The organism is Wenyingzhuangia gilva (assembly GCF_030519655.1).
Lineage (GTDB): Bacteria > Bacteroidota > Bacteroidia > Flavobacteriales > Flavobacteriaceae > Wenyingzhuangia > Wenyingzhuangia gilva.
In genome coordinates this window covers 183,841-205,019 of record NZ_JAUMIT010000003.1, presented here as the reverse complement: position 1 = coordinate 205,019, position 21,179 = coordinate 183,841, and the positions used below count along the sequence as shown (strand labels likewise).

Annotated in this window: 15 protein-coding genes; 11 read left to right on the top strand and 4 right to left on the bottom strand. The window is 30.9% G+C overall.

What is annotated here, in order from left to right; translation table 11 throughout:
* Positions 1 to 131: 131 nt before the first annotated feature.
* A complete protein-coding gene (locus QVZ41_RS07920) occupies positions 132 to 1,256 on the top strand; it encodes a lactonase family protein (protein WP_302884018.1) in 1,125 nt (374 codons plus the stop codon).
* Positions 1,257 to 1,307: 51 nt separating this feature from the next.
* Here QVZ41_RS07920 and QVZ41_RS07915 read toward each other — a convergent pair whose 3' ends face one another.
* The 3 genes from QVZ41_RS07915 to QVZ41_RS07905 all read right to left on the bottom strand — a co-directional run bounded on the left by QVZ41_RS07915 (position 1,308) and on the right by QVZ41_RS07905 (position 4,422).
* Positions 1,308 to 2,225, bottom strand: a complete 918-nt coding sequence (locus QVZ41_RS07915) for a patatin-like phospholipase family protein (RefSeq protein ID WP_302884017.1) — start codon at positions 2,223 to 2,225, stop codon at positions 1,308 to 1,310.
* A 104-nt stretch (positions 2,226 to 2,329) separates the two neighbouring features.
* Positions 2,330 to 3,481, bottom strand: a complete 1,152-nt coding sequence (locus QVZ41_RS07910) for an iron-containing alcohol dehydrogenase (RefSeq protein ID WP_302884016.1) — start codon at positions 3,479 to 3,481, stop codon at positions 2,330 to 2,332.
* A gap of 65 nt (positions 3,482 to 3,546) precedes the next feature.
* Positions 3,547 to 4,422: a helix-turn-helix domain-containing protein gene (locus tag QVZ41_RS07905; protein WP_302884015.1), complete on the bottom strand. Its 876-nt coding sequence runs from the start codon at positions 4,420 to 4,422 to the stop codon at positions 3,547 to 3,549.
* A 173-nt stretch (positions 4,423 to 4,595) separates the two neighbouring features.
* Between QVZ41_RS07905 and pepT the strand changes: the two genes are divergently transcribed.
* The 8 genes from pepT to QVZ41_RS07865 all read left to right on the top strand — a co-directional run bounded on the left by pepT (position 4,596) and on the right by QVZ41_RS07865 (position 19,540).
* On the top strand, positions 4,596 to 5,828 hold the full coding sequence (gene pepT, locus QVZ41_RS07900; protein ID WP_302884014.1) for a peptidase T: 1,233 nt from the start codon (positions 4,596 to 4,598) through the stop codon (positions 5,826 to 5,828).
* A 200-nt stretch (positions 5,829 to 6,028) separates the two neighbouring features.
* Positions 6,029 to 7,237, top strand: coding sequence for a diaminopimelate decarboxylase (gene lysA, locus QVZ41_RS07895; protein WP_302884013.1), 1,209 nt, complete (start codon positions 6,029 to 6,031; stop codon positions 7,235 to 7,237).
* Between the two features lie 142 nt (positions 7,238 to 7,379).
* The gene (locus QVZ41_RS07890) at positions 7,380 to 9,743 is read left to right on the top strand and encodes a TonB-dependent receptor (RefSeq protein WP_302884012.1); all 2,364 of its coding nucleotides are present in this window, start codon (positions 7,380 to 7,382) and stop codon (positions 9,741 to 9,743) included.
* Positions 9,744 to 9,747: 4 nt separating this feature from the next.
* Positions 9,748 to 10,605, top strand: coding sequence for a DUF4249 family protein (locus QVZ41_RS07885; protein ID WP_302884010.1), 858 nt, complete (start codon positions 9,748 to 9,750; stop codon positions 10,603 to 10,605).
* A gap of 58 nt (positions 10,606 to 10,663) precedes the next feature.
* A complete protein-coding gene (locus QVZ41_RS07880; RefSeq protein ID WP_302884008.1) occupies positions 10,664 to 16,159 on the top strand; it encodes an alpha-2-macroglobulin family protein in 5,496 nt (1,831 codons plus the stop codon).
* Between the two features lie 2 nt (positions 16,160 to 16,161).
* A complete protein-coding gene (pbpC, locus tag QVZ41_RS07875) occupies positions 16,162 to 18,507 on the top strand; it encodes a penicillin-binding protein 1C (RefSeq protein ID WP_302884007.1) in 2,346 nt (781 codons plus the stop codon).
* Between the two features lie 3 nt (positions 18,508 to 18,510).
* Complete coding sequence (murQ, locus tag QVZ41_RS07870) at positions 18,511 to 19,329, top strand: N-acetylmuramic acid 6-phosphate etherase (protein ID WP_302884006.1); 819 nt, start codon at positions 18,511 to 18,513, stop codon at positions 19,327 to 19,329.
* Complete coding sequence (locus QVZ41_RS07865) at positions 19,319 to 19,540, top strand: DUF6095 family protein (protein WP_302884005.1); 222 nt, start codon at positions 19,319 to 19,321, stop codon at positions 19,538 to 19,540. The genes murQ and QVZ41_RS07865 overlap by 11 nt, the downstream gene beginning before the upstream one ends.
* Here the strand turns inward: QVZ41_RS07865 and QVZ41_RS07860 are convergent.
* Positions 19,537 to 20,034, bottom strand: coding sequence for a DinB family protein (locus QVZ41_RS07860; protein ID WP_302884004.1), 498 nt, complete (start codon positions 20,032 to 20,034; stop codon positions 19,537 to 19,539). The two genes, QVZ41_RS07865 and QVZ41_RS07860, sit on opposite strands and share 4 nt — an antisense overlap.
* Positions 20,035 to 20,285: 251 nt before the next feature.
* Between QVZ41_RS07860 and QVZ41_RS07855 the strand changes: the two genes are divergently transcribed.
* Positions 20,286 to 20,582, top strand: a complete 297-nt coding sequence (locus QVZ41_RS07855) for an isoamylase early set domain-containing protein (protein WP_302884003.1) — start codon at positions 20,286 to 20,288, stop codon at positions 20,580 to 20,582.
* An 84-nt stretch (positions 20,583 to 20,666) separates the two neighbouring features.
* The gene (gene tpx / locus QVZ41_RS07850) at positions 20,667 to 21,161 is read left to right on the top strand and encodes a thiol peroxidase (protein ID WP_302884002.1); all 495 of its coding nucleotides are present in this window, start codon (positions 20,667 to 20,669) and stop codon (positions 21,159 to 21,161) included.
* The last annotated feature ends 18 nt before the right edge of the window (positions 21,162 to 21,179 follow it).

Below are 21,179 nucleotides of genomic sequence, written 5' to 3'. Positions count from 1 at the left end.
TATGTTTTTTATTTCTTTGGCAAATATAAAACATCTTTCCTTAATTGCAACATAGTTGCGTTTATTTTTTTTAGAGATAAATAAATCCATAAAATAAAAACTTATGTATCTTTAAAACTCAAACAAATCGAATGAAAATTATAAAGTCTACGCTAATTTTTGCAGCCATTTCTTTTATTGGTTGTAAAAACATCCATAAGAATAGTACTGATGCTAAATCAACGAAATTTTATGTTGGAACCTATACCAACAAAACAGATGATTCACAGAGTGAAGGAATTTATCAGTATCAATTAAACAAAAATGGAACTATAGACTCTATAAGTCTAGTTGCTAAAACAGTAAGTCCAACTTTTTTAACAAAATCATTTGATGGGAAATATATCATCGCCTCAAATTCAAAAAAAGAAGGAACAATTACTAGTTTTTTAATTCAAAAAGATAGATTAAAAGAAGTTAGTATTAGTAATACTGATAATGATCCTTGCTATGTAACTATTAATAAAGACAATTATATCTTAACTGCTAATTATGGTAGTGGAACCACCAACTTGCATCAAATAGATGAAAATGGTGTTTTATCTTCTGCTTTAGATACGCAACAAAATAAAATGAGTGCTCCAAGCAAACATCCAAGGCAAGAAAAAGCACATACACATTCATGCTATTTTGAACCAAATTCTACCAACGTAATAAGCATAGACCTAGGAGCTAATAAATTAATATTTGGAACCATTGATACTGATTTTAATAAAATAGTACCCAATGAGTTTAGTGAGTTAGAAATGCCTGCTGAAGCTGGTCCTAGAATCTTAACATTCCACCCAACCAAACCATGGATTTATGTGGTGAATGAGTTAGATGCAACCGTTACTTTTATTAAAAAAAATATCACAAACAATTCTTATAAAATTATCCAAACCGTAGAAACTTTAGCCAAAGAAGATAAAGATGGAAATACCGCAGCGCATATAGAAATTACCAACGATGGTAAGTTTGTATACATCACCAATAGAGGTCATGATAGTGTTGGTGTTTTAAAAGTTTTAGATTCTGGAAAACTGGAATTAACACAAACCATTAGTACCCATGGTAAACATCCTAGAAATTTTGCCTTAAGCCCTAACAATAAATTTTTATTGGTTGCCAATAGAGATACCAATAACATTTGTTCTTTTAAAAGAAATGAAAAAACTGGGGAATTAACTTTTGTCAGCGAGGTAAAAGCTCCTAAACCCGTTTGTATATTGTTTTAATAAAAAAAACAAATGATCTAAAAAATCCGATGCCTCTAACATCGGATTTTTTTATTTATCTGCATATTTAATCTCGTTCATTTCAGTGTTTTGATGTTTATTTTTTGCATAAGCATAACCATCTTCCCACCATTCTGTCATCAACACTTTGTCAAAAATTAAAGAGTTAGAGGTTAAAATAGTAGGTGTATAATATAAATTTAGTTGAACATTATTATAATGTGAAGCTAATTTTCCTATGGAAACATTGTGTTTTGATACTTGTTCCAAAGTAAAATCTATCACATCCGAAATTAAAGAAAATGGATTTTTTGCGTGTACATTGGCTACCAACTTCATTTCAGTATCTAAAATAATCACATCAATTTCTGTGGCTCCTCTGTTGATAGCCTCTTTTATAGGAACCAAAGCCCCAAAACCACCATCGGCATATTGATAATTATCTTTTTCGTACAAACTCATAAAAGGCACATAGTTACATGATGTCCATATCCAATCACAAAATTGTTTTCTATCACATTCTTTAATCGATTTGTATTCTACTTTTCCTAACGTTAAATTAGATACGGTTACCACCAAATCTTTTTCTGTAGCACGTATTTCTTTATAAAAATCTTCAGTAATAGTATTATGCAATAACTTTCTTAAATTTGCACTTTCACCAAATGTTTTACGTTTTTTAATAAAATTCCACAGTACTTTAAAGTGGTTAATCGATACTGTTTTTGCTCCTCTTTTTCCTTTAATAATGAAAGGATTAACACTAAAAATAGTTGACTGATCTACATTGGTATATAGGTCTTTTAACGTTTCTATTCTCCCCAAAGCCAAATGAGAAATCATTAAACTTCCGGTTGATGTCCCAACTAAAATGTCGTATTCTTTTTTTTCGTCTTGAATTAAATATTGAGCTACACCTCCAGCAAAAGCTCCTTTACTACCTCCTCCTGAAATAACCAATGCTCGCATAAAAATATCCTTATATGTAAAATTTAAAGATACATATTTAATAAATATAAAAAGGCAACCTTTTACAAGGGCTGCCTTTTATAATAACTCTTACGAAGATTTTTTTAAAAGTTTACAACTTCTCCATAGAAACAAGCATTGTAAATATCTTTTAATTCTTCTACAGTTGGTTTTCTTGGATTAAAACCAGTACAAGGATCTATAAAAGCATTGTTTGTAATATAATCAATATTTTTATCCCAGTCTTCTTTAGAAATTCCAAATTCCTTAATAGTAGAAATATTATTTACTTCTGAACGCAAATTCTCAATTGCCACAGCAAGTTCTTCAGCAGTTTCTTTTCCTATCACTTTTGCTAAATCTGGAAAACGCTTAGATACTTTTGCATTATAACGAATTACGTTTGGTAGGAAAATAGCATTAGAAGCACCGTGAGGAATTCCATACAAAGCTCCTACTTGATGAGATAATGAATGTACAATTCCTAACCAAGCGTTATTGAAAGCCAATCCTCCCATAAAAGAAGCATCGTGCATATTTTGACGAGCTTTGATGTTTGTTGGATTATTGACAGCTTCTTTTAAGTTATTAAACACTATTTCTAATCCTCCTTTTGCCAAAACATCAGCGTAATTATCTTCTATATTAGAAACATAAGCTTCTACACAATGTGTTAAAGCATCTAATCCTGTGTTTGATGTAACGTGGGCTGGCATAGAGGCACATATTTCACCATCTACAATAGCAATGTCTGGAGTTAATTCATAAGACACAATAGGATATTTTACTCCTTTATCTCTATCAGTAATTACTGCTAAACCTGTAGTTTCTGTTCCTGTTCCACTTGTTGATGGAATCGCAATAAACTTTGCTTTGTTTCTTAAAGTAGGTACAGAAAAAGGCTTAATCATTGCTTCAAAATCAGCATCTGGATGCTCATAAAAAACCCACATCATTTTTGCAGCATCAATAGCAGAACATCCTCCTAAACCAACAATCCAATCTGGTTGAAATTCTTGCATAACTTTAGCCCCTTTCATACAAGTTGAAGATGATGGATCTTCTTCCACTCCTTCAAAAATTTTTGTTTCAATTCCTGCCTCTTTTAAATAAGCCACTGCTTTATCTAAAGAACCACTTTTTCTCATAGAACTTCCACCTGTTACTATAACAGCTTTCTTTCCTGTTACATTTTTTAATTCTTCTAAACTTCCTGCGCTATGCAGTACTTCTCCTGCAATAAATAATTTACTCATTTTTTACTTTTTTTGTTGAGACAAAATTAGAGGAGTAAAAAAGTTTATAGATTATAAAAAAAATCCTAATACTTGTAAATTCGAGACAATTCTTCTTTTAGCTCTGTAGGTGTTTCTTGTAACTTAGCATAAACAAATTTATTTAAGGCAGATGGAGAATCAAAACCAAGTTCATATGCTATTTCTTTATGATTTTTGCCTGAAAAAATAAGCAATCTTTTTATTTCTGTTAAAATTCGCTCATGTATAATATTCAAAGCAGTCTTTCCTGTTTTACTTTTACAAATTTCATTTAATTTTTTAGAAGTAATCTTTAACTCATCTTTGTAATACGTTACTGTGCGTTTAGTTTTATAGTTAGTTTCTATTAAAGTTTTAAACTTAGCAAAATAATCTAACTGATTAGGTGATTGAAATCCCTGATATTTTTGATGAGCAAGCTCTATAATTTCCAAAAGCATTATTTTGATATAAAAACGAATTTGCTCTTTTTTAATGGGAGATAAACTCCTAAATAAATCAAAAATTTGAGTTCCGTAATTATTAATCTTTTCAAAACTCATCTTTTCTGACACAACATGATTTAATTTATTAACCAAGTCGTTATTGTAGGATATCAACTCATTTTTTAACAAATCTGAGCAAAACAAAACTTCATCAAACTGAATAACAATACCTTTGGCATTTTTTTCTATTTCTAAAGAATTTATTTGATGAGGAAATACTACGGAAATTTGATGCTTCTTTAATTCTAAAGTTTCATGTTCTATCTGTTGACATACTTTACCTTGTTCTAATAAAATAACTTGAAAATAATCACTTCTATGTAATTCTTTATCTTTTTTTATAAACTCATCATTCAATCCAAAAACATGAAATGAAAGACATGGAGATTTTTTTTGATCGAAATATTCTTTGAGGGTATAGTTTTTAATTTCCATTTAGGGGATAAATTTTACAGGCAAAGTTAGTTAGAAATCATGACGATTTCATCATAGTAAAATAAATTATCCTCAACTTTAAATAAACAATAAAAAACAAAATGTTTTATTTTATCAAAACATTGGGGCAGTTGTGAACACTTGGTTATTTTTGCCAAAAACTCCCAAATACTATGCAGCATATTTTAGATAGATTTGTTCGCTACATTACGGTAGATACTCAATCTGACCCAACAAATCCTGCTTTTCCTAGTTCAGAAAAACAATGGAATTTGGCACGTATGTTAGAACAAGAACTAAAAGATATTGGTTTATCTGAAGTTGTGTTAGATGAAAATTGCTATTTAACAGCCACTTTACCAAGTAATGTAGAACACAAAGTACCAACTATTGGTTTTGTGGCACATATTGATACCAGTCCAGATTTTAGTGGAAAAAATGTAAATCCACAAATTCATAAAAATTACGATGGTGGTAATATTGTTTTAAATGCAGAACAAAACATCATTTTAGATGCCACTTATTTTGATGACCTCCAACAATACAAAGGACAAACCATTATTACTACTGATGGAACTACCCTTTTAGGAGCTGATGACAAAGCGGGAGTGACAGAAATTGTATCGGCCATGGAATATTTGGTGAAAAATCCTGAAATCAAACATGGAACTATCAGAATTTGTTTTACTCCAGATGAAGAAGTTGGTAAAGGTGCTCATAAATTTGATGTAGAAGCTTTTGGTTCCGAATGGGCTTATACTATGGATGGAAGTCAGATTGGAGAATTAGAATACGAAAATTTTAACGCTGCTCGTGCCGTAATTTCTGTACAAGGAAAAAGTGTACACCCTGGTTATGCCAAAAATAAAATGGTGAATGCTATTTTGGTTGCTCAACAATTCATTAATGGATTGCCAGCTAATGAGATTCCTGAAAAAACAACTGGTTATGAAGGTTTTTATCATTTACACGATATTCAAGGGGATGTAGAAAAAACAACTTTAGAATATATCGTAAGAGATCACGATTTAGAAAAATTCAACCAACGTAAAGAAACCATGAAGTCTTTAGTATCTTCGCTGAATCAAAAATTTGGAGACGATATATTTTCTATAGAAATAAAGGATCAATATTTTAACATGAAAGAAAAAATAGCTCCTGTAATGCATATTATTGATATTGCTGCAGAAGCTATGGAAAAAGAGAACATCAAACCAATTTACAAAGCCATTCGTGGTGGAACAGATGGTTCTCAATTATCTTATATGGGATTGCCTTGTCCAAACATTTTTGCAGGTGGACATAATTTTCATGGTAAGTATGAATACGTGCCTTTGGAATCTATAGAAAAAGCAACAAAAGTAATTATAAACATTGCTGAAATTACAGCAAACAAGTATAAGTAAGTTAAAGGTTTTAAAGCAAAAGATTCATTTTTAAACTTTTCATTAAAAACATTTATGTTTTGCTAAAACCAACCTGTAATTTCATTTAAAATAAGAAGTTCTCGACTCCGCTCGAACACCTAGGTCATCGAGCGGAGTCGAGATGTAGTCACTAAGGTGACGTTGAATATTAATAGAAAGTAGATTTAAAAACAAGAATAATGGATAATCAATTTTTAATTTCATTAACAGAAAAATACGGAGCTCCGTTATATGTATATAATGCAGATGTGATTGAACATCAGTACAACCGAATGATGAATGCATTTTCATCTGTAAAAAATGTAAAATTAAATTACGCAGTAAAATCTAACACCAACATCAACGTTCTTAAATTTTTAAAAAATTTAGGATCTGGAGGTGATTGTGTTTCTGTGCAAGAAATAAAATTATGCTTGGCTGCTGGTTTTGATGTGAAAGATATTTCTTACACGCCAAACGGAGTTTCTTTTAAAGAAATTACAGAAGCTCACCATTTAGGAGTAAAAATTACTTTAGACAACTTGTCTAGTTTAGATAAGTTTGGAAAAGCATTTCCTAACGCACCTGTTTCTTTACGTATCAATCCGCATATTATGGCTGGTGGAAACGCAAAAATTTCTGTAGGTCACGTAGATTCTAAATTCGGAATTTCTCATACTCAGATTGAAGAAATCAAAAAAATAGTAACGGCTAATGGAACTCCTGTAAACGGAGTACACATGCACACAGGTTCTGATATTAAAGATCCAAGTGCGTTTGTAGAAGCAATGGAAGTTTTATTAGGAATTGCAAGACAATTTGATACTATTGAATTCATCGATTTAGGTAGTGGATTTAAAGTGCCTTATAAAGATGGTGACCACGCGACCAACTTAGAAGAATTAGGAAAAGTTTTAGGAGCTAGCTTTAATGCTTTTTGTGAAGAATATGGAAAAGAATTAAAATTGATTTTTGAACCAGGTAAATTCTTAGTGTCTGAATCTGGTAAATTCTTAGCCAAAGTAAATGTCATCAAACAAACCCCTAATATTAATTTTGTTGGGGTTGATAGTGGTTTGAATCATTTAATGAGACCTATGATGTATGATGCGTATCACAGAGTTCACAACATTTCTAATCCTGATGGGGAAAAGCAAACCTATAATGTGGTAGGATATATTTGTGAAACTGACACTTTTGCAAGTGATAGAGAATTGGGAAAAGTAAGTGAAGGAGATATTATTTGTATGGACAATGCAGGAGCTTATTGCTTTTCCATGGCATCAAACTACAACTCAAGATTTAGACCTGCTGAAGTTTTGGTCATCAAAGGTCAAGACTATTTAATTAGAGAAAGGGAAACTTTTGAAGATATTTTAAAAGGTCAAGTAATGATTGATTCTTTATAAAAATAAAATCGCTAATCTTAATAAAAAGGTTAGCGATTTTTTTATCCCAAAACTCACCAGTTTACACCTTATTAACATTGTGTTAGCTAATTTTATTTTTAAAAAATTACATTTGCTAAAAATGCATTTTAAATAAAAATTGATGAAAAAAATACTCTTTATTTTATTCTTATGCTCTGTAAACACCTTTGCTCAAGACAAATACACCATTAGTGGTACTGTTAAAGACAAAGCTTCTGGAGAAACTTTAATTGGTGTTAGTATTATTGACAAAGATAATTACCAAGGAACAGTAACCAATGAATATGGATTTTATTCTTTAACCCTTTCCAAAGGAACTCATACCATTGAAATTTCTTATATAGGTTACAACAACATTTCTAAAAAAATAGAAATCAACAAGAACCAAACCTTAAACTTTTCATTGGCTGAAAATGTAGAAAGTTTAGACGAAGTAGTTTTAACAAGTACTTCAGAAAAAATTAGCATTCAAAAAGCAGAAATGAGTGTAAACAAAATGAAAGTTCAGACCATTAAAGAAATTCCTGCCATTCTAGGGGAAGTAGATGTCTTAAAATCTATTACTACCCTTCCAGGAGTTACTACTGCTGGTGAAGGACAATCAGGATTTAATGTTCGTGGTGGAGCTGCCGATCAAAACCTAGTTTTATTAGATGAAGCAACTATTTTTAACACCTCTCACCTATTTGGATTTTTTTCTGTAATCAATGCAGATGCCATTAAAAGTTTAAAACTATATAAAGGTGGGATTCCTGCCAAATATGGAGGTAGAATTTCATCTGTTTTAGAAATACATCAAAAAGATGGTAATAAATATTCGTTTCATGGAAATGGAGGGATTGGTAGTATTTCGTCTCGTTTAACCTTAGAAGGACCTATTGTTAAAAACAAAGTTTCTTTCTTTCTAAGTGGTCGAAGATCTTATGCAGATTTATTTTTTCCTATTGTGATGCCAGACAATGATAATACTGCCTATTTTTATGACTTAAACACCAAAGTAAACTGGGAAATTGATGAGAAAAACAAATTGTACTTATCAGGATATTTTGGAAAAGATGTTTTTTCTTTATCAAATTCGTTCATCAATAATTATGGAAACGCTGTTGGAAACGTTCGTTGGAACCACGTATTTAACAATCAGCTATTTTCCAACCTATCTTTAATTTACAGCAAATATAATTATGGTTTAGAGTTAGATTTTGTTGGATTTAAATGGAACTCAGGCTTACAAAACGTAAATCTTAAATACGATTTAAAACAATATTTTAATGATAATCTTTCTATTGAATATGGGCTAAATACTATTTTTCATGAGTTCAATCCAGGTAAAATTGAACCTAACAGAGATGATAGTGGTATAGAAGAAGAGCAACTTGCAAAAAAATATGGAATTGAATCTGGAATTTATATTGATGTTGATCAAAAACTAAGCAATAAAATTGATTTGCGCTACGGTCTTCGTCTTTCTGGATTTTCTAGAATGGGTGAAAAAAATAAAAATATTTATGCTGGAAGTCCTGTAATTTATGACGAAGATTTAAAAATATACGAACAAGCAACTCCTATTGGTCAAAAAAATTATAGTGTTAATGATTTTATGAAAACTTACATAAATCTTGAGCCTCGTTTTTCTATTGCTTACAGCTTAAACAACACCAGTTCTATTAAAGCTAGTTATCAAAGAATGGCTCAATATTTACATTTAATTTCTAATACACAATCTCCATCACCTTTAGATATTTGGACTCCTAGTGGTGAACACATCAAACCTCAATTATCTGATCAAATTGCTTTTGGATATAATAAAGATTTTAAAAATAATTATAGTTTAACCGCTGAAGTATATGGTAAAACGGTAAAAAACAGACTGGACTATATTGATGGGGCTGATTTAATTGCACAAGAAGCTATAGAATCGATTATTTTAACAGGAGAATCAAGAGCTTATGGTTTAGAATTATTATTAAAAAAAGAAACAGGAAAAATTACAGGTTGGATTAGTTATACATTATCTAGATCCGAACAACAAACCAAAGGTAGAACAGCATCAGAAATTGGAATTAACAACGGAAAATGGTATGCTACAGGTTATGACAAAACACATGATATAAGTTTATTAACAAGCTATAAAGCTTCAAAAAGTTGGAGTTTCAACAGTAATTTTACATTACAAACAGGTCAGCCTGTAACCTATCCAACAGGAAGCTATCAATACTTAGGAAGTAATGTCCCAAATTACGGTTTAAGAAATACCTATAGGTTACCTATGTACCATAGACTAGATGTTTCTGCTACTTATAAACCAAAAAAATACAAAACCAAACAGTTTAAAGGTGAATGGGTTTTTAGTGTGTATAATATTTATAATAGAAACAATTGGTCGTCAGTATTATTTAGTCAAGATGTAACAACTGGACAACCTACTACAGAGAGACTTTCTATTTTCGGAATCATTCCATCGGTTACCTTTAACTTTAAATTCTAAAATGATGAAAAAATACATATACCTATTATTTTTGATATTAACTACCATTTCTTGTACGGAAGAAATTGTAATTGATGATTTAGACAACGTAGACCCTAGACTTGTGATTGAAGCAAGTATAGACATTAACAAGTACAACAATTCTTACAAAACACAAACCATTAAATTAAGTCAAACAACCAGCTATTATAGTAATAAATATCCTCAAGTAAAAAATGCCGTTATTTCCGTAACCGATGAAAATGGAAACTCTATGGGTACTTTTTTAGATGTAAATCCTGCCATTCCAAACGATGAAGAAGATGGTGTTTATACTGCTGTTGATTTTACCCAACCAAACTTAGGTGATAAATACTTTTTAAGCATTACTGTTGATGGTGAAACCTATACTGCAGAAGATACTTACACAGGTATTGTTGATATTAATGAGATCAATCAACAAACTATTTCTTTTGGAGACGATATTATTCAAATTAATGTAAATATTGATAATGAAATAGGAGTTGATAATTATTATTTAACTAAAATTGATTCTCCCTTTAGAATTATTTCTGAGTACGGATCTGGTAATGACGAAGAATTCACCGAAGAACCTGGAAAAAACAATTTTGACGTTATTACCTATATTGACGAAGAACTTGAAAAAGATATGAAAATAGATATTTCACTTTACGGAATCAGCAAAAACTACCAAAACTACTTATCCAAACTATTTTTAATTGCTCAAGGCTCTAATGGTCCTTTTTCTACTGCTCCGGCTTCTGTAAGAGGAAACATTTTAAACACTACCAATCAAGATAATTATGCTTTAGGTTATTTTTCTGTAAATCAATTTATAAAAACTAGTTATACCGTAGAATAGTCCTTTAAAATTATATAGACTTTTTCATTGTATTTCTCTATTTTAGAAGAAAAAAACAATGAAAAAGTTTATCGGTTTAGTATGTCTTTTATTTATTTCTTCAGTAGTCTTTTTTACTAGTTGTAAAAAACAACACAAACCTATAAACAACCAGGATTTTAACTATAGCGAATATATTTATAACCATACTTCTGGAGTGGTTTCTACCCAAGAAGAAATCAAAATATTTTTAGTAAAAGCATCAGAAATCACCAATGAAGATTTAAAAAACGCTTTTAGTACACAACCAGAAACAGAAGGAAAACTAGAAGTTATAAACAACAAACAAATTGTTTTTAAGCCCAAAACACCTCTATTAAACAATCAGGAATATCTAGTTAACCTAAACTTAGAAAGGTTATATCCAAACCATATAAAATCATTAAGTCCATATAGTTTTAAGTTTAAAACAAAAACACAAGATTTTGACATCAATACCCAAGCTTTACAATCATACAGCAAAGATTGGCAATACATTGTGGGAGAAATTAAAACCAACGATGTAACCTCTATTGATAAAATAAAACAAGTTCTTACCGCTACTCAAAACAACAAACAGCTATCCATTAAGTTTGATGAAATCAATATAAACACCGATGTTTTTCCTTTTAAAATTGATAGTATTTATAGAGAAGTTGAAGATTCTAAAATTCACATCAACTACAACGGTAAAAGTTTAAATGTTGATAAAAATGAAACCCGAGAAATTAACATCATAGGTAAAAACAACTTTAAAGTAGTAGATGTTAAAGTAGTAAACAATGCGGAACAATATGTAGAAATCAATTTTACTGATGCCTTGCAAAAAAATCAAAATTTAAAAGGTTTGATTAGTATTCAGGGAGTGAATGATTTAAAATATATCATTTCAGGAAACTTGGTAAAAGTATATCCAGACAATACTTTAAAAGGAGATTTAAAAGTATTTATTCATCAAGGAATTAAAAATACTTACGGATACTCCTATCAAACAACCATTTCAAAAACATTGTCTTTTGATGAGCCCAAACCTGAAATAAAATTTTCTAAATCTGGGAATATTTTACCTAATTCAGATAATTTAAATATTCAGTTTCAAGCCATCAATCTTAATGCTGTAGAAGTCACTATTTACAAAATTTTTGAATCTAATATTTTACAATTTTTACAAGAAAACAATTTAGAAGGAAATCAAAATATTAAAATGGTGGCCAGACCTATTGCTAAAAAAATAGTGCCCCTAAACGCTAACACCCCTTCTGATTATTCTAAATGGCAAACTTACGGAATCGCTTTAGATCAGTTAATTAAAATTGATAAAGGAGCTATATATAGAGTTCAATTAAATTTTAAACAAGCCTACTCAACTTATAAATGTAAAAACACTACAACTAATCCTACCAAAACGGTTCAAGAACAAAACTTTGATGAAGAAGACATAGAAAGTAGCAATTGGGATAATGATAGTTATTATAGTGACAATGAAAATTATAGTTGGAGAGATAGAGACAATCCTTGTACATACTCATATTATGCGAACAAATCTATCTACAAAAACATCATCGCTACCAATATTGGATTAACAGTAAAAAAAGGAAATAACAATTCCTTTTTTGTAGCAACCAACCACACGGTAACTTCAAATCCTTTGGCAGATGTAAAAGTTGAATTTTACAATTATCAGCAGCAACCTATCGCCAACATCCAAACCAATGCACAAGGAATTGCGATGATTGAATTGGACAAAGTACCCTTTTTTATCACCGCTAAAAAAGACGGTCAAACTACTTATTTAAAAGTAAATGATGGGAATGTATTGTCTATGAGTAATTTTAACACCAATGGTGTACAACCTATCAAAGGAATTAAAGGATTTATTTACACGGAAAGAGGAGTTTGGAGACCAGGTGACACTATTTTTGTTGGTTTTATGTTGAATGATCTTAAAAACAAAATTCCAGAAAACAACCCGGTAACTATTGATATTAAAGACCCTAACAATGTACTAAAATACCGAAAAGTAAAAACCAAAGGAGTAAATCATTTATACACTTTTAAAATTCCAACAAAAGACAGTGATCTTACAGGAAAATGGAATGCTACTGTTTCTGTGGGAGGAGCTACGTTTCAAAAAAGCTTAAAAATTGAAACCATCAAACCTAACAGGTTAAAAATAAACATCAAAACCGATGCAAAAGTACTGAGTAAAAACAACGAAGTAAATATTGCTGCTAAATGGTTACATGGAGCCATTGCTAAGGAGTTAAAAGTAGAAAGTTCTTTAATGTTAAAACCTCAAAAAACTAGTTTTGAAAACTTTCCTAGCTTTGTTTTTGATGATCCTAGCAAACATTTTGAAACCGAAGAAACCAATGTATTAAACTCCAAACTAAACACCGCTGGAGAAATTAAATTTGTTTTAAATCCTAAAATAAACAACAATGCTCCTGGTTTGTTAAAAGCTTATTTAACCACAAAGGTTTTTGAAAATGGTGGAGATTTTAGTACCGATGTTTACAGCCAAACTTACTCGCCCTTTACCACTTATACAGGTCTTAAAAGACCACAAGGAGACAAAGCTAGAAACATGCTTCTAACAGACAAAGAACATATTTTTGAGTTGGTAAGTGTTGATGAGAATGGAAAAACTGTTGCCAATCAAAAATTAGAAGTAAACATTTATAAAATGGAAAATAGTTGGTGGTGGAACAACACCAATAACTATTCTCAATTTAGCGCTTCTTCTTTTAAAACTCCTGTATTTTACAAAACGATAAATACAACCTCTAACGGAAAAGCTAGTTTTAAATTTGAAATTAAATATCCTGAATGGGGTAGATATTTTGTACAAGTAACCAATAAAATTTCAGGTCATAGTACTGGAGAAACTGTTTTTATTGATTGGCCAGGTTGGGCTGGAAAAGCAAAAAAAGGAAATCAAAAAGAAGCTGCCATGTTGGTTTTTACAACCGACAAGGAAACTTATCAATTAAACGAAGAAGTTCAAGTAAATTTCCCTTCTGCTGAAAATGGTCATGCGTTAATCACGATTGAAAACAACGAAAAAGTGGTTCGACATTTTACGGTTGATACTCAAAAAGAAAGCACCAATTTTTCATTCAAGGTGGATAAAAATATGACTCCAAATGTATATATCAGCATTACGTCTTTACAACCACATCACAATACCAAAAATGATTTACCGATTAGAATGTACGGTGTTAAAAATATTTTTGTAGAAGATGCTAGCACACATTTATATCCAACGTTAAACATTCCTAAAGAAGTAGAACCAGAAAAAGAATTTGAATTAAAGGTAGCCGAGAAAAATGGAAAACCATTTACCTATACCATTACTATTGTAGACGAAGGTTTGTTAGATTTAACTCGATATAACACTCCTGCCCCATGGAAATACTTTAACAATAAAGAAGCTTTGGGAATTAAAACTTGGGATATGTATGATGATGTGATTGGAGCTTTTGGCGGAAAATTAAATCAGGTATTTAGCATTGGTGGAGATCAAGATTTGGGAGCTGCCAAAACACAAAAAGCCAACAGATTTAAACCTGTGGTTCTTTTTAAAGGACCTTTTACTTTGTCTAAAAACAAAACCAATACACATAAAATTACACTGCCAAAATATATTGGAGCAGTAAAAACCATGATTGTAGCGCATCATCCAGAAAACGAAGCTTACGGACAAACGGATGCTAGCATTTTGGTTAAAAAACCTTTAATGTTATTGGCCAGTGCTCCAAGAAAAGTGAGTTTAAACGAAAAAATTAAAGTTCCTATTACTGTTTTTAATGCTTTAGAAAACAATCAAAATGTAACGATTGAAATCAAAACCAATGATGTTTTTTCAATTGAAGGAAATAAGACTAAGACTTTAAATTTTAAAGAATCTGGTGATGATATTGCTTATTTTGATATCAAAACAGTCAAAACAGGAATGGGGAAAATTACCATTACGGCTAAAAACAAATCACACACAGCAAGTTATGATATTGAGTTAGATTCTTACAATCCTATCAGCAAAGTAACCAAAAGTGAAGAAGTTTATATTGAAGCCAATAGCACCAAAAAAATAACTATTGATGGTTTTGGAATAGCAAATACCAACCATGCAAACATTGAAATTTCTTCCTTTCCACAAATTAACTTTAGTGATCGATTGCAATATTTAATTCGTTATCCTCATGGATGTTTAGAGCAAACTGTTTCGGCAGTTTTTCCACAATTGTACATGCATGATTTGTTTGAACTATCTCAATCTGATAAAAATACCATCACAGAAAACATCAAAGCAGGAATTCAAAAACTAAATAGTTTTCAATTAACTTCTGGTGGATTTACGTATTGGCCAGGAAATTACAAAGCCAACGAATGGGTGAGCAATTATGCAGGACACTTTTTAATTGAAGCTGAAAAACAAGGATATGCTTTGCCATATAATTTTAAAAATAATTGGATTGCTTATCAAAAAATAGTAGCCAGATCTTGGAGAAAAACAAAAGACAATTCTTATGTAGAACAAGCTTATAGACTTTACACTTTGGCTTTGGCTCAAAGTCCTGAATTGTCTATCATGAACCGTCTAAGAGAAGATAAAAACATTGATAATATTGCTAAATTAAGATTGGCATTGGCTTATGCTATTATTGGTCAAAAAGAAGCGGCAACTGAGTTGATGAACAATGCTTCTTTAATTGATTACACCAAGGTTTTTCAAGTAAATCATGGATCTACTTTGATTAACAAATCAATCGCTTTAGAAGCTTATCAAGTCTTAAATAATGAATCTAAAGCGCGAGAAATGCTACAAGATATTGCCAATGAATTAAATAGCGATAACTATTTAAACACCAAAACAACCGCAAATTGTTTGTTAGCCTTATGTAATTATTATCAACAAACAAGCAATCAACCTTTGCTAGCAAAACTTAATACAAACGGTGTAAAAACAGACATCAATACTCAAAAATCTATTTGGAAAAAAGAAGTAAAAATCAACCAAGGAGACAATCAAATCACGATTAATAATAATGGTAAAAAAGCCCTTTACGTTAAACTTACCTATTCGGGAATTCCTGAAATAAACAACGAGGAAAGTCTATCTAAAAATCTAATCACCCAAATAAATTACATGGATAATAATGGAAAACTGATAGATATCACCAACCTTAGTCAAGGGATTAGTTTTGTAGCGCAAATTGAAGTAAAAAACATTGTAAACAAATCAGTAAAAGACGTTGCGTTGACATATCAAATTCCATCTGGATGGGAGTTAATCAATACTCGTTATGCGATGGATGACAATAGTTCTACCAGTAACATTGATTATGCAGATATTAGAGACAATGCCATCCATTATTATTTTGATTTAAAAAATAACGAGACAAAAAGTTTTAAAGTAAAAATTAATACAACTTATTTGGGAAGTTACTATTTACCGGGTACGCACGTAGAAGCCATGTATGACCAAAATTACATGAGCCACACCAAAGGAAAATGGATTAATGTGATTCCTTAATTTTGAAACAAAAAATTATTTCATACCTAAAAAAACATAAAATCATTCTTATTATAAGTTTGGTTTTATGTGTTTGGTATGTCTTTTTATTACCTAACCATTTATTTAAAGAAGATTACTCAACCGTGATCTTTTCATCAGATCAGCAATTATTAGGAGCTACTATTGCCAACGATGAACAATGGCGATTTCCTCCTACTCAACAGATTCCTGATAAAATAAAAAAATGCATTCTCTTTTATGAGGATGAATATTTTGAGTATCATTTTGGATTTAATCCTGTAGCCATGGGGAAAGCAATGGTCATTAATTTTAAAAATGATAGGATTAAAAGAGGAGCCAGTACCATTACTCAGCAAGTGATTAGGCTTAGTAGAAACCAAAGAAGAACCTATACCGAAAAACTAATTGAACTTATTTGGGCAACACGTTTGGAGTTTTCAAAATCTAAAGAAGAAATTTTAAATTTATATATACATCATGCTCCTTACGGTGGAAATGTGGTTGGATTAGAAATGGCTTCTTGGAGATATTTTGGAACTTCACCCAATAAATTATCATGGGCAGAAAGTGCTACTTTGGCTGTTTTACCCAATGCTCCCAGTTTAATTTTTCCCGGAAAAAACAAAAACTTGCTAAAAAAGAAGAGAGATTTTTTACTAGCCAAATTAAAAGACAAAGGAATCATCAATCAACTTACATATGATTTGGCCATACAAGAAGCCATTCCACAAAAACCCGTTCCCATTCCACAAGACAACCTTCATCTTTTATCAGAATTAAAACAACAATCACAAGGTAAAAGAATTGTTACGAGTATTGATTATAATCTTCAACAAAGTGCCTTAAATACCATTGAAAAATATTATCATCAATATAAAAAAAACAACATACACAACATTGCAGTATTAATCTTAAACGTTAAAACAAAAAAAGTAGTTGCTTATGTTGGAAACAGTCCTACAGACGTAGAAAACCAAAAATTTGTAGACATGGTTCAAGCACAAAGAAGTACAGGAAGTACCTTAAAACCTATTCTTTACATGGGCTTGTTAAACAATGGAGAATTGTTACCCAACATGCTTGTTCCAGACATTCCAACGCAAATACAAGAATACACGCCTCAGAATTTTGACATGACTTATGCGGGAGCGATTTCCGCAAAAAAAGCCATTGCAAAATCTTTAAACATTCCTGCTGTTCGATTGTTAAGACAATATGGTTTACATAAATTTAAAAATGATTTGAATTATTTGGGCTTAAAAAACGTTAACAAACCTGTAGATTATTATGGCTTGACTTTGATTTTAGGTGGTGCAGAAAGTTCTTTATGGGACATGACCAACATGTATGCAAATCTCGCCAGTACGGTAAATCATTATACCGAAAATAACAGTCAATACTTTACCAAAGAACATCAATATAGCAGCTATTATTTACACCATAAAACAGATTTAGGAACAAAGGCTTACGATCAAAATATTTTTGATGCAGGAAGTATTTATTTAGGTTTTGAAGCCATGACAGAACTAAGCAGACCCGAAGATGACAAGGAATGGAAACATTATAGTTCTTCTGAAAAAATTGCTTGGAAAACAGGAACCAGTTTTGGAAACAAAGATGCTTGGAGTATTGGAGTCAATCAAAATTATGCTATTGGTGTTTGGGTAGGAAATGCTGACGGAGAAGGAATTGCCAACATGACTGGAGTGAACCACGCTGCTCCTATTATGTTTGAAGTATTAGAAAAACTACCTAAAAACAATTGGTTTACAAAACCTTTAGACGAACTAAAAACCATTGATGTTTGTAGTATAAGCGGACACAAAGCCACTTCTTTATGTCCAACAAAAAAAGAATGGATTCCTTTAAAACCAAATACTACGCTTCCATGTCCTTACCATCAAACCATTTTTTTAGACAAAAACAAAAGATACAGAGTGTTTAAAAATTGTGTTGATAATAATGAAATCACTTCTAAAACATGGTTTATTTTACCTCCAAATCAGGCTTGGTATTACAAAAAACAAAACGCTAATTATATGGAATTGCCTCCTATAAAAAAAGAGTGTTTAGAAGCAAATACCCGGGTGATGGATTTCTTAAGTCCAAATGAAAATGCTACTTTTATATTAACAAAAGATTTTAATGAAAAAACAAATCCTATTGTAATTAAAGCGACCCATCAGAGAAGCGAAGAAACTTTATTTTGGTATTTAGATGATCACTTTATAAAAACGACCCAACATCAACATGAAATTGCTATTATTCCTACAAAAGGAAATCACAAAATTATTATTGTTGATGAAAACGGAAACAAAATCACCAGAAAAATACAGATTGAATAAATCATGAAACACCATAAAACTACCGAACAAGATTCTCTTTATACTAACTTAGAAAATATGTCAACATCTGAATTGGTTCAATACATCAATGAGGAAGATCAAAAAGTAGCTTTGGCTATAAAAAACAGCTTGCCAAGTATTGAAAAACTAATTGATGTGGTGGCTGATAAATTAAAAAATGGAGGTAGATTGTTTTACATGGGAGCAGGAACCAGTGGCCGTTTGGGAATTTTAGATGCTTCTGAATGTCCTCCTACTTTTGGGGTTCCTCATGAATTGGTCGTTGGAATTATTGCTGGTGGAGATGTTGCGATTAGAAAAGCAGTAGAAAACGCCGAAGATGATGATATGCAAGGTTGGATAGATTTATTAAATCATCATGTTAATGAAAAAGATGTAGTGATTGGAATAGCGGCCTCAGGAACGACTCCTTATGTTGTGAGTGCTCTAGAGACTTGTCAAAAAAACAATATTGTTACAGGATGCATCACCATGAATGCAGACACTCCATTGGAAAGAGTTGCCAACTACCCAATTGTAATACATGTAGGACCAGAATTTGTTACAGGAAGTTCTAGAATGAAAGCAGGTTCTGCTCAGAAAATGGTTTTAAACATGATTAGTACTGCCAGTATGATTCTTTTAGGAAAAGTAAAAGGAAATAAAATGGTAGACATGCAATTATCTAATGATAAACTGGTAGATAGAGGTACACAAATGTTAGTAGACGAACTTCAAATGTCTTATGCCAAAGCAAAAGAATTACTATTGACCCATGGTAGCGTTAGGAACGTTATTAATTATGTAAATAATGAGCAGTAAAAAAAATCACTTACAAAAGGGAATCAATATCATGGCAGCGGTATTACCCCTGTTAATTTTAAGTCCAGTGGTTGTAAACATCGGTTTTAAAGCCCTACAAAAAGATGGTATTTACGTTTTTTTAATTATTGGAACACTGCTTGCCATTGTAACCATTATACTATTTGTACTAGGAATTAGAGCATTGCTAAACCATTTATTTAATAATTAGTTTTTTAAAACTTTTATTTTTGGTGTAGTAGGATTTAAGCCAAAACAATCATCGTGTAAACAAATATCTAAATGATGCATCATATAACCTATAGTTGCATAATGATGTATGGTGTGACTTTGAGCTTGAGCCAACACAGCTCCTAAAGTAGATTTTACGGTACAATTTCCGTTTCCCAAATCATCTACTACTTCTATAGACAAATCTAATTCAGACACTTTTAAGTTTAACAAATGCTGAATTATATTCTCTAAATACTCCAAACCATAACTAGGAAAGGTTTCAACATTAATATTTCTTTCTCTTTTGGTTAAATCTACAACTCCATTAGGATACCCTGTGAAAATACATTGAAACATATCTAAAATATGTCTTACATGTCCACCTATACTCGAGTAATAAGGAGGTATAGACTTATCACAATACTGTTCTTGGGAAATATCAACTAGTAAACTTTTTCCTTTCTGTAAATTTTTAACTATTTCGTTTATCATCAATCAATTTTGCTTAAATGTATCGTTTTATAGGTCGTTTAAATATAAAAAATTAACACAGGTTATCATAATTTAATTCAAAATCATAATTATTAATGTCATTAAAACAAGAATGAATACGTAGATTTAACAATTAACTAATGTTAATACACATAATTTAACAAATCATTAAAAATCAACACTTTCCCAAAAAAAACGTGACAGATATTGTATTTATACTTAAATTTGAAAATATATAAAACTAATAAACTATGGCTATAACTAAGAAATTTTTAAAGACCAAACCTGTATGTAAAGTAACATTTGCAATTTCTGCCCCAGATGCTGCAGAAGCTGTACTAGTAGGTGATTTTAATGAATGGGATACTACAGCCACTCCATTAAAAAAACTTAAAAACGGAACTTTTAAAGTTGTAATCGATTTAGACACTGAAAAATCATACGAATACAAATACCTTATTGATGGGGAATATGTAAATGACGATGAGCCTGAAGCATTGATCTTTAATGAATTTGCTAATGCCGAGAACTCTTTATTAGCATTATAAAAAATAAACCAATATAAACCTGAATGCCTTTAACAATGTTAAAGGCATTTTTTATATATTTATTTTTCTAAAAAAATAATCAAAATGGCAAATATTACATTAAAAAGCAATCCTATTACAACTATTGGAAACTTACCGGCTGTAGGTACAAAAGCTCCTAATTTTACATTAAGAAATACTGATTTATCAGAAGTAAGTTTATCTGATTTTGAAGGTAAAAATTTAATTCTAAATATTTTTCCTAGTGTTGATACTGGAACTTGCGCAATGTCTGTAAGGACTTTTAACAAAGAAGCTTCTGAACTTGAAAATACAAAAGTTTTATGTATATCTAAAGATTTACCTTTTGCTCATGCTCGTTTTTGTGGTGCTGAAGGAATTGAAAACGTATTGAGTTTATCCGATATTTCTGGAAACTTTGGAAAAGATTATGAAGTGACTTTTGCAGATGGACCTTTAGAAGGATTATTATCAAGATCTATAGTTGTTATCAATACCAAAGGAGAAGTAATTTACACAGAGCAAGTAAGTGAAACTACCAATGAACCTAACTACGAAGCGGCATTAGCTGTATTATAATAAGCTTATAAAAGGCTT